Origin of the sequence: Streptomyces sp. NPDC012825 (assembly GCF_042900925.1) — a bacterium.
GTDB lineage: Bacteria > Actinomycetota > Actinomycetes > Streptomycetales > Streptomycetaceae > Streptomyces.
Window position 1 is genome coordinate 329,421 of record NZ_JBIBBZ010000004.1, and the last position, 14,195, is coordinate 343,615.

Genomic DNA, 14,195 nt, shown 5'->3' on the forward strand with positions numbered 1-14,195 from the left:
CGTACCGCACCGCCGGCCCGCCGTCCCGGGCCGGACCCCCGCACCACCCCGGAAGGCGCCCCGTCGCTCGGCCCCGCCGCTCAGACCGGCCGGCGCCGTCGGCCGCTCCGCGCCGCCGCGACCAGCTCCGGCACCGTCGCCAGCTTGACCCGGGGACGGCCCGCGTCCCGGCCCCGCGCCCGTTCGGTCCGGTCGATGGCCGCGAGACCGCGCGCGTCCACGAGCCCTGCGCTGCGGTTCCTGGCCAGCCTGCGGAACTCCGCCGACGTGCCCGTCGGCTTCGGCAGCGCGCCCGCGACCGCGTCCGCGAGCAGCGTCCCGACCGTCTCCTCCGCGCACGCCCGGTTGGCCCCGATGCCGCCGGAGGGCCCGCGCTTGATCCAGCCGACGACATAACCGCCCGCCATGCCGCCGATCCGGCCCGCCTCGTGCGGCACGGTGCCGGTGGCCTCGTCGAACGGAAGGCCCGGCAGCGGCACGCCCCGGTAGCCGACGGCCCGGACGAGCAGCCCCGCCCCGATCTCCGTACCGGACTCCGCCCCGTCCTCCGTCACCCGGACCGCCCGCACCGCGTCGGTCCCGAGCGCCTCGACCGGAGCGGAGTGGAAGCGCAGCACGATCCGGCGCCGGTCCGGCGCGGGCGGCTCCGTCCAGTCCACCGCCTCCCGGGCCGTGTCCCGGAGCAGCGCCGCCTTCTCCCCGGCCGCTGCCGCGTCGATCGCGGCGCCGGTGCGCGGGTCCCGGTCGTCGACGACCAGGTCCACGCCCGGGAGGTGCTTGAGGGCGAGCAGTTCGGAGGCCGTATAGGCGGCGTGCTCGGGGCCCCGGCGGCCGAGCAGCACCACCTCGCGGACCCGGGCGCCGCTCAGGGCGGCGAGGGCGTGGTCGGCGATGTCGGTGCCGGCGAGGGCGGCCGGATCCATGACGAGGACGCGGGCCACGTCGAGCGCCACGTTGCCGTTGCCGACCACGACGACCCGCCCGGCGGAGAGCGGGACGGCGTCCGCGCCGGTCTCCGGGTGCGCGTTGTACCAGGAGACGACGGAGGTCGCGGAGACGCTGCCCGGCAGGTCCTCGCCGGGGATGCCGAGCCGCCGGTCGGAGGGCGCGCCCACCGCGTAGATCACCGCGTCGTGGTGGGCGGCCAACTCCTCGGCGGTGACGTCCTTTCCGATCTCCAGGCCGAGCCGCATCCGGACGCGGGGGTGGGCGTGGAAGCGGGCGAAGGTCTCCCCGACGCCCTTGGTCGCCGGGTGGTCGGGAGCCACGCCGTAGCGGACGAGACCGCCGGCCACCGGCAGCCGGTCGATCAGCGTCACCTCGGCGTTGGTGTGCAGGAGCAGGTCCTCGGCGGCGTACATGCCGGCCGGCCCCGTGCCGACGACCGCGATCCGCAGCGGGGCGAAGTCGGACGGGAGCGAGCGCGGGAAGGAGGGTTCGTCCCAGGTGTGGAAGGTGGGCGAGGCCACGGCCGGCGGCTCCTCGCGGCCCGCGTAGTACTCCGCGTTGATCGCCTCGTACTCCCGCAGCCGTCCGGTGAGGCGGTCGGCCGGGAAGATCGCGTCGACCGGGCAGGCGTCGGCGCAGGCGCCGCAGTCGATGCAGGCCCGGGGGTCGATGTACAGCATCTCCGTGGTGCCGAAGTCCGGTTCCCCGGGCGTCGGGTGGATGCAGTTGACCGGGCAGACGGCGACGCAGGTCGCGTCGTTGCAGCAGGTCTGGGTGATCGCGTAGGTCATCTCGTCGACTCGGTTCGGGTGCGGGGTTCGGGTGCGAGGGGCGGGGTCCGGCTCAGATCAGGCTGGCGCGCCGGTAGATGAGGAGCGCGGGCCGGGTGAGCAGCCGGGCCGAGGCGAGGAACTCCATGAGCCCGGCGCAGCTGGAGCGCAACTGGGACTTGTAGTGCTCGTTGGCCGCGGCCTCGCGCCGCGCCCGCTCCGGGTCGAGTCCGGCCTGCGCGTACACGTCGGGGCTGACCATGCTGGTGACGATGTAGTACGAGGCGATGGCGACGACCAGGGCGTGGAAGTGGCGGCGGGCCGTGCTCGCCCGCGCGAGGCGGCGGCGCGTCTCGTCCCGGGCGAACTTCATGTGCCGGGACTCCTCGACGACGTGGATGTTGCTGATGGTGCGGACGAAGGGGGCGACCCGCTCGTCGCGCATCCAGTCGCGCTGCATGACGTCGAGGACCTCCTCGGCGACGAGGATCGCGGCGTACGCGGCCTCGCCGAAGCCCACCGTCTTGAAGGCGCGGCCCAGTTCGAGCACCGCGCGACGCGGCCGGTAGGCGGGGGCGCCGAGCTTCGCGGAGCCGCGGCCGAACATGATCGAGTGGCGGCACTCGTCCGCGATCTCGGTCAGGGCCCACTGGAACCGGGGGTCGGTGGGGTCCTTCGCGTACATGTCCCGCAGCACCATCTGCTGGAGGATCATCTCGAACCAGATGCCGGTGCTGGCGACCGAGGCGGCCTCCTGCCGGGTCAGCTCCTTGCGCTGCTCCTCGGTCATCTCGTTCCAGTAGGCCGTGCCGTAGAGGCTGTTCCACTCGGGGCTCTGGCCGTGGAAGTTCTTGTCGAGGGGGGTGTCCCAGTCGACCTCGGCGGCGGGGTCGTACGAGAGCTTGGCCGCGGACCGGAGCAGCCGTTCGGCGACGTCCGCGTCCGAGACGTTCCCGTCCTCGGCTTCGTCGTGGCTGCCCGGGCGAACGGTGCTGCTTGCCATGGTGCGGCTCCTTGGGTCGCGATCGACTCGGAGGCTTGTTAGACACTCCGTCTAGCAAGCTTGTTGGACGGAACGTATAGCAAGGTGCCCGCTCCGGCCTACCCCCCGGTAAGGACTTGTTCGCGAAACCTCCTCCGACGCCGGCGCGAACCGCCGCCGTACGCACGCGAACGGGGCCGGAGCCGTGGCGGCTCCGGCCCCGTCGGGGGGTCGCGCGGTGTCAGAAGGTCAGGTTCCAGGCGTCGATCTTCCCGGTGTCCTGGGTCGCGTTGTCGTTCACGCGCAGCTTCCAGACCCCGTTCGCCACCTCGGACGAGGCGTTGACGGTGTAGGTCTGGAGGATGTTGTCCGTACCGCTGCCGGTCCGGTTGTGCAGCGTGTAGACGCTGCCGTCCGGAGCCACCAGGTCGACCTTCAGGTCACCGATGTAGGTGTGCTTGACGTCCACGCCCACCTTGAGGGTGGCCGGCGCGTTGCCGGTCACGCCGCTGACCGTGATCGGGCTCTCCACCGTGGTGTTGTCGGGGACCGTGACGTCCGTCAGGTTCTCGAAGTACTTCCCGGGCGGCGGGGTCGAGCCGCCGACGGCCTTCAGTGCGTCGACCGCGCCCTCGCCGAAGAAGCCGTTCTTGGTCGTGGTGCCCTTGCAGCGGGTGTCCGACGGGCAGGCCCTGTCGGTCGCCTGGACGCCCAGCTGGTCCCGGATCTGCGCCGGGGTGAAGGACGGGTTGACGCTCGCGATCAGCGCCGCGACGCCGGCCACGTGCGGGGAGGCCATCGACGTGCCGCTCAGGTTGCCGTACTTGCCGCCCGGGAGCGTCGAGTAGACGCCGGAGGAGCCGTCGCCGCCGGGGGCCGCGATGTCGATGACGCCGTTGCCGAAGTTCGAGTACGAGGCCTTGGCGCCGCCGTTGCCCTGCGCGGCGACGGTCACGACGCCCGGCAGCTCGGTCGGGATGTCGATGCAGGCGTTGGTGATCGTGCGGGTGACCGGCGTCGAGTCGTTGGGGCTCTCGGAGTCGGTCGTCTTGTTCGCCAGGTCGTAGTCGGAGTTGCCGGCGGCGGCGACCTGGAGCGATCCCTTGCCCTCGGCGTACTCCTGCGCCCGGCGGACGCCCTCGATGATGGCGGCCTGGTCCAGGTTGTCCGGGCAGTTGAACTGCCACGGGTCCGTGTAGTAGCTGTTGTTGGTGACCTTGAAGCCGTGGTCACCGGCCCACATGAAGCCGCAGATCGTGTTCTCCGCGAAGAACAGCGTGCTGCCCGGCTCCGCGATGCGGACCGAGGAGATCTTCACGCCCGGCGCGACGCCGATGACGCCCTTGCCGTTCTTGGCGGCCGCGATCGTGCCCGCCACGTGCGTGCCGTGGGTGTCGACGTCCCGCCAGGCGCCCGCCCGCGTGTCCGCCTTGCCGTAGGCGCAGGAGGCCGAGTCGGCGGCGTTGAAGTTGGGCGCGATGTCCTGGTGCTGGTCGTCCACGCCGGTGTCCAGGACGCCGACCTTCACCGACGTGGAACCGGTGGTGACCGCCCAGGCCTGATCGGCCTTGATCTGCGTCATGTCCCAGCGGTTGGACTCCGTCGGCGTCGTCGACGACTGCGACGGGTTGGCCGGGAGGGCCGGGCTGTAGGCGTCGGCCGGGACGTCGGACGTGCGGGTCGCGCCGACCTGCTGGACGCCGGTGACCGTACGCATCGAGGAGGCGAACGTCGTGGACGTCGAGTGCGCCACGATCACGCCGATCGCGTCGTAGGTCGCGAAGACCGAACCGCCCTTGGTCGCCACGGAGCCGGTCACGGCGGAGGTGCCGCCGGGGGCCGTGATCACCAGGTACGCGCGGGTGCCCGCGGCCCAGGCGGCCGGGGCCGCCGCCTTCGTGGTGCCGGCCGTGCTCGCCCCCGCCGAACGGGCCGCGACGGGCGCGGTGTCCGACGTTGCTGCGTGGGCGAGACCGGCGGGGGCGGCGAGCGCCACGATCGTGCCGAGCGCCGCGACGGCCGTGGCCGAGGTTCTCGACCGGCCGGCCGTCCGGCTGGATATGAGGGAAAACATTGCGTCCTCCGATGACCCGGTGGCGCCTGTGGCACCGACCGGGCCCTGTGATGTGTGGGGTGGACGCAAGATCCCAGAATCGCTCCCCGGAAGGAAGTGTTCTGTCCGAGAAGCCTGTTCGCGTTACGTACTGTTGACCTGTGGCGCCGGAAACGCGGGATTTCCTGGACGGATGTCCGGTGGGAGAGGGAAGCGGAAGACGGTGTGCGCCCTCCGCTTCCGAAGTGCCGGCGGTCCCTTCCAGGTCCGGACCTGCGGCGACTCGGGGTACGGCTCCGTGATCGAACGGCGCCGTCGCACCCTTCAGGGGCGCGGCCAGGGGCGGCCCTCCAGGCGCTCGATGTCGCGGTTGAAGCGCTCCAGGAAGGCGGCGAAGCGGGAGACGTCCTCGGGGGACCAGTGCTCCATCACGCGCTCCAGACCCGCGACGTTCGCCGCGCGGTCGGCCTCCAGGCGCCGTTCGCCCTCCTCCGTGATGCGGAACTTGCGGGCGATCCCGCCGTCCGGGTCGGGGATGCGCTCCACGACCCCCGCGCGCAGCATCGCGGCGGTCTGCCGGTTGAGGGTGGAGGCGTCGAGGCCGAAGGCCTCGCTGAGCTGGCCGATGGACATCGGCCCGTGCATCCGGACGCGGCTCAGCAGGACGTACGCGCTGCGGTCGAGCTGCCCGCCGCCCGCGCGGGAGCGGGGCGCGTACAGGTGCGCGTGCCGGCCGAGCAGCATGGTCTCGAACTCGACCAGGTGAGTGGGCTTGTCCACGAGCCGGTCCACGGGTTCGTTCCCGAGTTCGTCCACGGGCTTGTCCACGGGCTCGTCCACCGGCTTGTCCACGGGTTCCTCCATGGAGGCATTCTCTCCTGCGGCGATGCGATGTGCATCATGCACAGTTTGTGTGTTCGGCAATTGATGTGCATGATGCATAAGCATCATCGTGAAGACCCAGGGAGAACACGTGGACGGCTCCAAGCCCGACGCCCGACCCGGAGGCGTCGTCGGCGTCCTCGCGCTCGCGGGCATCGTGGCCGCACTCATGCAGACCCTGGTGGTGCCACTCATCGGCGACCTTCCCCGGCTGCTCGGCACCACCGCGTCCAACGCCTCCTGGGTGATCACCGCCACCCTCCTCGCGGGCGCCGTCGCCACCCCCGTCGCCGGCCGCCTCGGCGACACCCTGGGCAAGCGGCGGGTCCTGCTCGTCTCCGTGGTCCCGCTCGTCGCCGGCTCGGTCGTCTGCGCGCTCGCCTCCTCCGTCGTCCCGATGATCGTCGGACGCGGCCTCCAGGGCCTCGGCATGGGCGTCGTCCCCCTCGGCATCAGCCTGCTCCGCGACATCCTGCCGCCGGAGAGGCTGGGCGGCTCCATCGCCCTCATGAGCGCCTCCATGGGCGTCGGCGGCGCCCTCGGCCTGCCCTTCTCCGCCGCCGTCGCCGAGAACGCCAACTGGCGCGTCCTCTTCTGGGTCGCCGCCGGCCTCAGCCTCCTCGTCGGCGCCCTGATCTGGCGCCTCGTCCCCGCCGGCCGCCGCGCCGCCGCCCCCGGCCGCTTCGACCTGCCCGGCGCCCTCGGCCTCGGCACCGGCCTCGTGGCCCTGCTGCTCGCCGTCTCCAAGGGCGCGAGCTGGGGCTGGGGCAGCGCCACCACCCTCGGCCTCTTCGCCGTCGCGGTCGTCGTCCTGCTCGCCTGGGGCGCGTGGGAGCTCCGTACCCCCGACCCCCTCGTCGACCTGCGGGTCACCGCCCGTCCCGTCGTCCTCATGACCAACGCCGCCTCGGTCCTGGTCGGCTTCGCCATGTACGCCCAGTCCCTGGTCGTCCCCCAGCTCTTCCAGCTCCCCGAGGCCACCGGCTACGGCCTCGGCCAGTCGATGATGGCCATGGGCCTGTGGATGGCCCCGGCCGGCCTGATGATGATGATCCTGGCCCCGCTCGGCGCCAAGCTCTCCGCCGCCCGCGGCCCCAAGGTCACGCTCTCCGTCGGCGCCCTCGTCATCTCCGCCGGCTACGGCTCCTCCCTCGCCCTGATGGACTCCACCTGGGGCCTGCTCGTCGTCACCCTCGTCTGCAACACGGGCGTCGGACTCGCCTACGGCGCCATGCCGGCGCTCATCATGGGCGCGGTGCCGCAGGAGGAGACCGCCTCGGCCAACAGCTTCAACACCCTCATGCGCTCCATCGGCACCTCCGTCTCCGCCGCCGTCATCGGCGTCGTCCTCGCCCAGATGACCACCACCCTCGGCGGCCACGCGCTGCCCTCCGAGGACGCCTTCCGCGTCGCCATGCTCATCGGCTGCGGGGTCGGCCTCCTGGCCTCGGTCGTCGCCGCCCTCGTCCCGGCCCGGCTCGCCGCCGCCGGCCCCGCCGACGCGACGGGCGCGGGTACGGAGGAGGGCGGGGCCGCCGTACGGGCCTCCTCCGAGGCCGAGGCCCCCGCCTGACCCGCCCCGGACCGGGCGGCGGCGTCACGGGACACGTGGGGACGGATCCCGCGACGGCGCCGCCCACCCGTCCGGCGGCCGGTCGCAGAGGCGCCCGCCGGACGCCGAAGGGCCCCGGCGGCCGTGGAACACACGGTCGCCGGGGCCCTCACGGGCATTCCGGGGGTACGCCTCTCAGGCCTCCTCGGGCCCTCAGGCCTCCTCAGGTCTCCTCGGGCCCCTCAGTCCTCCGCCTCCAGCGTGAACAGCGCCCCGTCCGGGTCCCGCACCACCGCGCGCCGCCCGCCGCCGTCCGGCTGCCGCACCCCGCCCCACTCGCCGCCCGGCACCAGCGAGCCGCCGTGCTCCAGGGCGGCCGCCTCCGCCGCCTCCAGATCGGGCACCCGGAAGCGGACGAGCCAGCGCGGCCGCAACTGCGGCCGGGGGGAGGCGGACTCGACGGGACCGCTGTTCAGCCGGGCGACGGCCTCCCCGTCGTGCCGCAGGACCACCTGGTCGTCCTCGTAGGACACCTCGCAGCAGTTCGGACTGCCGTCCGCCCACTTCAGCACCCCGCCGTAGAACACGGCCGCGTCGAACGCGTTGCGGGTGTGCAGCTCCACCCAGGCCGGCGCCTTCCGCTCGCCGATCTCCCAGCGCGACACCCGCCGCCCCTCCCACACCGCGAACGCCGCGCCCTCCGGATCGGTGGCGAGCGCCGCGCGGCCCCGGGGCGGGAACGCCATCGGGCCCACGCCGACGGTGCCGCCGCGCTCCCGGATCCGCCCGACCGCCGCGTCGGCGTCGTCGACGGCGAAGAACACCGTCCAGGCCACCGGCACCTGCATCTCCGCCGCCACGGCCGCGATCCCGGCCACCGGCACCCCGTCCCGCTCGCCCACCGCGTACGCGTCGCCGAGGGCTCCCCGCCGGAACGTCCAGCCCAGCACGGCCCCGTAGAACCGTTCCGCCGTACCGAGATCCCGTGCGGACAGGTTCAGCCAGCACGGTGCTCCCATGGCATCCCCGGTCGTCGGTCCCGCCACCGGCGCCACCTCCTCGTCGTCCTGCGTCCAGAGCGCGTCCTCGTACCAGGGTGCCCCCCGCGTCCGGAGTGCGCCGTGCGCCCCTTCCCCATTCCGCCGCTCCGCATGCGCGGGTTCACCCACGTGCCGCCGATCGCCGCCCGGACGAGGGAGCGCGGATCAGCGGACCGCGTGCGCCGCCCGGGCCGCGTAGGCGCGGACGTCCGCGTCGGGATCGTCGGCCGCCCCGGCCAGGGCGGCCCCGGCCGCCGGGTCGTCCCGGTGGGCGAGGAGCGAGAGGACGGCCGCCTTCCGCACGTCCGCGTTCGCGTCCGCGAGCACCGGCGCCAGGGCCTGTACGGCGAGGGCGGACGGGGCCGCCCGGAGCGCGGTCGCCGCCCCGGCCCGCACCTGCCAGGCGGGGGCACCGAGCGCCGCCGCGGCCCGTGCCGCGTACTCCGGCGGGCAGCCGGTGCCGGCCAGGGCGGCGAGGGCCGCGCCCCCGACCAGCGGATCGGCGTCGTCGAGCAGCGGCGCCAGCGGCCCGGGCCGGGGGTCCCGCACGGCCGCGAGACCCCGGGCCACCGCGACCCGCACCTCGCGCGCCGGGTCGGCCGCCGCCCGCGCCAGCTCCGCGACCGCGTCCACCGAGACGAGGGCCCGGACGGCCCCGACCCGCACCTCCACCTCCGCGTCGCCGAGCGCCGTCGCGTACAGCGCGGCGTCCCCGAGCCGCAGCGCCCGCAGCACGTCGAGCGCGGCGGCCCGCACGGCCGGATCGGGCACGCCGAGGGCCTCCCGCAGCCCGCCCCCGAGCACCGGCTCCGCCGGCAGCACCTCGACCAGCTCGCGCAGGGCCGCCGCCGCGGCGGCCCGCACCGGGGGCGAACCGTCCCGCAACCGCGCCGCGAGCGCGGGTCCCGTCCCGGCCGGAGCGGTCTCCCCGAGGGCGGTGACGGCGGCGGCCCGCACCGCCGGATCGGTGTCCTCCAGATACGGGGCGAGCACGTCCAGACCGGGGGAGTCCTCGACGAGACCGAGCAGTTCGAGCAGTCGGGGAGAGGCCGCCGTCGCCGTCGGAGCCTCCGCCACCGGTTCCCGCGACGGCGCGGCCGGCCGCGCCGCCGGGGCCGCGTCCCGGGGACCCGCCGTGGCCACCGGTACGAGCTCCACCTCGCCCAGGTGCCGCTCGGGACCGCCCGGCGGCGCGAACTCCGGCACCGGCACCAGATACGGCTCCACCGGCCGCGCCGTGAACTCCATCGCCCCGGAGGGGGACTTGCGCAGGTCCAGATGGTGCAGCCAGCCCGCGTCGTCCCGCTCCGGGTGGTCGAGCCGCTCGTGGTAGAGCCCCCACCGCGACTCCGTCCGGGCCAGCGAGGCCCGCGCCGCCATCTCGGCGCAGTCCCGGATGAACGACACCTCCGCGCACCGCATCAGCTCGTGGGCCGTGCGCGCCCCCATCCCGGCGATCTCCCCGGACATCCGGTCGAACGCCTCCACCGCCAGGGAGAGTTTCGCGCCCGTCTTCGGCGGCGCCACGTAGTCGTTGACGAACCGCCGCAGCTTGTACTCGACCTGCGGCTGCGGCGGCCCGGCCGGGCTCCGCAGCGGCCGGTAGATCAACTCGTGCGCGTCCAGGACCTGTCGGCGGTCGAGCTCCCCCTCGTACGCCGTGTGCTTCGCCGCGTCCTCGCCCGCCAGGTCCCCGAAGACGAACGCGCCGATCATGTAGTTGTGCGGCACGGAGGCCAGGTCGCCGGCCGCGTACAGCCGGGGCACGGTCGTCCGGGCGTGCGCGTCCACCCGCACCCCCGAGGCCGAATGGCCCCCGCACAGGCCGATCTCGGAGATGTGCATCTCGATGTCGTGCGTCCGGTAGTCGTGGCCGCGCCCCGCGTGGAACGTGCCCCGGGTGGGCCGCTCCGTGGTGTGCAGGATCGACTCGACCGCGCCGACGGTCTCCTCGGGCAGATGGCTCAGCTTCAGGTACACCGGCCCCCGGTCCGAGGCGAGTTCGGCCGCGAACTCGACCATCATCTGCCCCGACCAGTAGTCCGACTCCACGAACCGCTCGCCGTGCCGGTTCACCTGGTACCCGCCGAACGGGTTGGCGACGTAGGCGCACGCCGGACCGTTGTAGTCCTTGATCAGCGGGTTGACCTGGAAGCACTCGATCCCGGTGAGCGCCGCCCCCGCGTGGTACGCCATGGCGTAGCCGTCGCCCGCGTTCGTCGGGTTCTCGTACGTGCCGTACAGATAGCCCGACGCGGGCAGCCCGAGCCGCCCGCAGGCGCCCGTCGCCAGGATCACGGCCCCGGCCCGTACGAGGACGAACTCGCCCGTGCGGGTGTGGAACCCGGCGACGCCGACGGCCCGCCCGTCGTCGGGGTGGGTGAGCACCCGGACCGGCATCACCCGGTTCTCGATCCGGATCCGCTCCCGCATCTCGCGCCGCCGCAGCTGCCGGTAGAGGACCTTCTTGACGTCCTTGCCCTCCGGCATCGGCAGCACGTACGAGCCGGACCGGTGCACCTGCCGGACCGCGTACTCGCCGTGCTCGTCCTTCTCGAACTTCACCCCGTACGACTCCAGGCGCCGCACCATCGCGAAGCCCCGGGTCGCCGTCTGCCGGACGGTGGACTGGTCGACCAGGCCGTCGTTGGCGCGGGTGATCTCGGCGACGTAGTCGTCCGGTTCGGCCCGGCCCGGCACGACCGCGTTGTTGACGCCGTCCATCCCCATGGCGAGGGCGCCGGAGTGCCGGACGTGCGCCTTCTCCAGGAGCAGCACGTTCGCCCCGCGTTCGGCGGCGGTCAGCGCGGCCATCGTGCCGGCGGTCCCGCCGCCGACGACGAGCACGTCGCAGGAGAGTTCGGTCGCGTCGGCGGGGTCGGGGACGGTCAGGGGGGTGTCCACGGGGTGCCTTTCGGAATGCGGAGGGGTGGGGAGGGGCCCGGCGGGGGCGTCAGAGGGAGTCGAGGACGCGACGGCGCAGCGCGGCCGTCGCGGGCGCGTGCAGGGCGTCCCGTACGCGCGGATGCGGCACGTCCAGGACCTCGCCGGATGCGAACAGGGCGACCCGGTCGCCGAGGTGGAGCGCCTCGTCCACGTCGTGCGTGACGAAGACGACGGTCGCGCCCGTCCCGCGCAGGATCTCCACCAGGAGGTCCTGCATCCCGGCCCGGGTGTGCGCGTCGAGCGCGCCGAACGGCTCGTCCATCAGGACCGCGCGGGGCCGCCCCGCCAGGGCGCGGGCCAGCTGGACCCGCTGCCGCTGCCCCCCGGACAGCTGGTGCGGCAGTCGGGCGGCGTGTCCGCCGAGCCCGACCCGCTCCAGCCACTCCTGCGCCGCGCGGCGCCGCTCGGCCCGGGGGACCCGGCGGATCGCGAGCGGCAGCTCCACGTTGGCGCGGACCGTCCGCCACGGCAGCAGGGCGTCGTGCTGGAAGACGAGCGCCCGGTCGGCGCCGGGCCCGCGCACCGCCTCCCCGTCCTGCGTGACCCGCCCCTCCAGGGGCGGCAGCAGCCCGGCGAGCGTGCGCAGCAGGGTGGTCTTGCCGCAGCCGGAGGGACCGACGACGGCGAGGAGCTCGCCGGGCGCGATCCGCAGCTCCACGGGACCGGACACGGCGGACCCGTCCGAATGGCCCAACCGGACATCGTGCAGGGCGAGTTCCGCTCCCGTGATGCGCGCGGTTCTCGTGGTGCTCATGGCACCGGCTCCTTCTCGGGCAGGGGTACGGAACGGGAGGACGTACGGGCGGGGGCGGCGGGAGCCGGGGAGACCGCCGCGCGGGCGGGCCCGGCACCGCCCCGTTCGGCCGGGCGCGGCAGCCAGGAGGTGACCCGGCGGCCGAGCGTCTCCACGGCGGTGGAGGTGAGCCACCCCAGCGCGCCGATGGTGGCCATGCCGACGAAGACCCCCGGGTAGTCGACGACCGTGTAGTCCTGCCAGGTGCGGTAACCCACCCCGTACTCGCCGGAGATCATCTCCGCCGAGATCACACAGATCCACGAGACGCCGATCCCCACCGACAGACCGCCGAAGATCCCCGGCAGGGCACCCGGCAGGACCACCGAGAACAGCACCCGGGCCCTGCCCCCGCCCATCGTCAGCACGGCCTCCTCCCACACCGGGCTCAGGGCCCGCACCGCGTGCCGGGTCGACACCAGCACCGGGAAGAGGGCGGCGGCGCAGGTGATGAAGACGAGGCCCTGCTCGTTGGTGGGCAGCAGCAGGATCGCGACCGGGACCAGGGCGATGGCCGGGATCGGCCGCACCGCCTCCACCAGCGGGCCCAGGACGTCGGCGGCCCACCGGGACCGGGCCACGGCCGTCCCGGCCGCCACCCCCAGGACGGCCGCCAGGAGGAAGCCGACCGCGATCCGGCGCAGACTGTGGCCGAGGTCCTGCCAGTACGCCTCGGTGCCGACCCGGTCGGCGAACGCGGAGGCGACCTCCACGACCGTGGGGAACTGCTCGAACCGCAGCCACAGGTTGACGTCCAGGGAGGTCAGCACCTGCCACAGGCCGAGGGCGGCGAGCGGCGAGGCGATCCGGACGAGCCGGCGCACCGCGGGCGACGGGGCCGTGCGGCGGCCCGCGCGCGCGGACCGGGTCCGTCCCGCGCTCACGACGCCGACTCCACGGCCTGCGCGTACCCGACGATCCGGGCACCGGCGTGCCCGGCCGCGTACCGCTCCGCGCCCGCCCGGGTCACGAAGGCGCGCCACTCGCCGCCGTCCCGCACCCACACCGCCCGGTCGGCGAACCAGGGCGTCCCGGTCACCGCGTCCGGCACGTACGCGGCCCGCACCCGGTCCGCCCCGGCCTCCCCGACCGCCTTCAGGAGGGCGCCGGGGCTGTCGAGCGTACGGGTCGCACCCCGCCCCTTCAGCCACAGCTCCGGCTTCGGCGCGGCCGCCTCCGGATACGCGGCGCTAGGCACCGCCCGCTTCAGCGGGGCCGGGTCGACGAAGGCGTCCACGTCGACCTCCTTCACCAGGCCGGCCGCCGCCAGGACCGGCACGTCCTCCCGGAGCGCGGCGACCAGTTCGGGCCGGAGCGCCGGGTCGAAGGTGGCGATGCCCCGGGCGCCGTTGTAGAGGTAGACCACCTCGGCGGGCAGCCCGGTCTCCTTCGCCACCGACTCGGCGGACGCGACCGGCCGGGCGCGCAGCTCGTCCGTGGCCCGCCGCTGCGCGCGCAGGAACGCGTCGAGCACCGCCGGCCGCTCCTTCGCGAACCTCTCCCGCACGGTGACGCCGTGGAAGGTCGGCAGGTTCAGCTCGGCCCCGTCGTACAGCGCCGTCGCCCGGCCCTGGAAGGCGAGCAGACCCGGCCAGGCGACGAACTGGGACAGCGCGTCGACACCGCCCGCCGTCAGGGCCGAAGCACCCACGCTCGGCTGCTGGTTGAGTTTCCGGACGTCCTTCTCCGGGTCGAGACCGGCCCGTTGGAGCGCCCGGACCAGGGTGCCGTCGGCGGCCGACCCGACGCTGGTGGACACCTTGCGGCCCTTCAGGTCCGTCAGCGACCGCAGCGGCGAACCGGGCGCGGTCACGACGGTGTTGAGGCCGCCGCGCAGGTTGTAGCCGGTCACCGACACCAGCCGCGTCGGCTGCTTGAGCTGCTTGCCGCGCGCCGCGTTGAGGAGCAGCGGGAAGTCGCCCATCGAACCGATGTCGATCTTCCCGGCCGTCATCTGCGCGGTGATCGGGGCCCCGGTCGCGTAGTCCTGCCAGTTCACCCGGTAGGCGACGCCGTCCTCGCGGCCCTGTGCCGCGAGCTCCTCCTCGAAGTAGCCGAGGGAGCGCAACAGGGTGCCGGCGGTCACGGTGTTGATGGTCTTCGACTGGTAACCGACGGTCACCGTGACCGACTTCGCCCCGGCCCCGTCGTCGGCGCCGGACCCGCAGGCGGTGGCGAGCGGCAGCAGGAGCAGGGCGAGCGGAAGGGCGAGTCTTCGTGTCGACATGG

Annotated in this window: 10 protein-coding genes; 1 reads left to right on the forward strand and 9 read right to left on the reverse strand. The window is 74.3% G+C overall.

Going from position 1 to position 14,195, the window contains the following annotated elements; translation table 11 throughout:
- Positions 1 to 80: 80 nt before the first annotated feature.
- The 4 genes from ACFY7E_RS13090 to ACFY7E_RS13105 form a co-directional block, all read right to left on the reverse strand.
- Entirely contained in the window at positions 81 to 1,739 is a 1,659-nt protein-coding gene (locus ACFY7E_RS13090; RefSeq protein ID WP_389484002.1) for an FAD-dependent oxidoreductase, read from the reverse strand.
- A gap of 52 nt (positions 1,740 to 1,791) precedes the next feature.
- A complete protein-coding gene (locus ACFY7E_RS13095; protein ID WP_389484004.1) occupies positions 1,792 to 2,721 on the reverse strand; it encodes a diiron oxygenase in 930 nt (309 codons plus the stop codon).
- Positions 2,722 to 2,941: 220 nt separating this feature from the next.
- Positions 2,942 to 4,774: a S8 family serine peptidase gene (locus ACFY7E_RS13100; RefSeq protein ID WP_389484006.1), complete on the reverse strand. Its 1,833-nt coding sequence runs from the start codon at positions 4,772 to 4,774 to the stop codon at positions 2,942 to 2,944.
- Positions 4,775 to 5,077: 303 nt separating this feature from the next.
- Positions 5,078 to 5,533 carry a MarR family winged helix-turn-helix transcriptional regulator gene (locus ACFY7E_RS13105; protein WP_383434255.1) on the reverse strand — a complete coding sequence of 152 codons (456 nt, stop codon included), beginning with the start codon at positions 5,531 to 5,533 and terminating at the stop codon, positions 5,078 to 5,080.
- Positions 5,534 to 5,726: 193 nt separating this feature from the next.
- On the opposite strand from ACFY7E_RS13105, the gene ACFY7E_RS13110 reads away from it, so the two are divergent.
- The gene (locus tag ACFY7E_RS13110) at positions 5,727 to 7,208 is read left to right on the forward strand and encodes an MFS transporter (RefSeq protein ID WP_389484235.1); all 1,482 of its coding nucleotides are present in this window, start codon (positions 5,727 to 5,729) and stop codon (positions 7,206 to 7,208) included.
- Positions 7,209 to 7,429: 221 nt separating this feature from the next.
- On the opposite strand, the gene ACFY7E_RS13115 is transcribed toward ACFY7E_RS13110, so the two are convergent.
- The 5 genes from ACFY7E_RS13115 to ACFY7E_RS13135 all read right to left on the reverse strand — a co-directional run bounded on the left by ACFY7E_RS13115 (position 7,430) and on the right by ACFY7E_RS13135 (position 14,193).
- Complete coding sequence (locus tag ACFY7E_RS13115) at positions 7,430 to 8,206, reverse strand: VOC family protein (protein ID WP_383434192.1); 777 nt, start codon at positions 8,204 to 8,206, stop codon at positions 7,430 to 7,432.
- Between the two features lie 186 nt (positions 8,207 to 8,392).
- On the reverse strand, positions 8,393 to 11,131 hold the full coding sequence (locus tag ACFY7E_RS13120) for a fumarate reductase/succinate dehydrogenase flavoprotein subunit (RefSeq protein WP_389484009.1): 2,739 nt from the start codon (positions 11,129 to 11,131) through the stop codon (positions 8,393 to 8,395).
- 49 nt (positions 11,132 to 11,180) lie between these two features.
- A complete protein-coding gene (locus tag ACFY7E_RS13125; protein ID WP_389484011.1) occupies positions 11,181 to 11,927 on the reverse strand; it encodes an ABC transporter ATP-binding protein in 747 nt (248 codons plus the stop codon).
- Positions 11,924 to 12,790 carry an ABC transporter permease gene (locus ACFY7E_RS13130; RefSeq protein WP_389484238.1) on the reverse strand — a complete coding sequence of 289 codons (867 nt, stop codon included), beginning with the start codon at positions 12,788 to 12,790 and terminating at the stop codon, positions 11,924 to 11,926. Before ACFY7E_RS13130 ends, ACFY7E_RS13125 begins: the two co-directional genes overlap by 4 nt.
- A gap of 56 nt (positions 12,791 to 12,846) precedes the next feature.
- Complete coding sequence (locus tag ACFY7E_RS13135) at positions 12,847 to 14,193, reverse strand: ABC transporter substrate-binding protein (RefSeq protein ID WP_389484014.1); 1,347 nt, start codon at positions 14,191 to 14,193, stop codon at positions 12,847 to 12,849.
- Between the last annotated feature and the right edge of the window lie 2 nt (positions 14,194 to 14,195).

What these genes read in the sequence shown, in the direction of transcription:
- ACFY7E_RS13115 (WP_383434192.1), bottom strand. Translation starts at nt 8,206, where the DNA reads ATGGGAGCACCGTGCTGGCTGAACCTGTCCGCACGGGATCTCGGTACG.
- ACFY7E_RS13095 (WP_389484004.1), bottom strand. Translation starts at nt 2,721, where the DNA reads ATGGCAAGCAGCACCGTTCGCCCGGGCAGCCACGACGAAGCCGAGGAC.
- ACFY7E_RS13100 (WP_389484006.1), bottom strand. Translation starts at nt 4,774, where the DNA reads ATGTTTTCCCTCATATCCAGCCGGACGGCCGGCCGGTCGAGAACCTCG.
- ACFY7E_RS13135 (WP_389484014.1), bottom strand. Translation starts at nt 14,193, where the DNA reads ATGTCGACACGAAGACTCGCCCTTCCGCTCGCCCTGCTCCTGCTGCCG.
- ACFY7E_RS13125 (WP_389484011.1), bottom strand. Translation starts at nt 11,927, where the DNA reads ATGAGCACCACGAGAACCGCGCGCATCACGGGAGCGGAACTCGCCCTG.
- ACFY7E_RS13090 (WP_389484002.1), bottom strand. Translation starts at nt 1,739, where the DNA reads ATGACCTACGCGATCACCCAGACCTGCTGCAACGACGCGACCTGCGTC.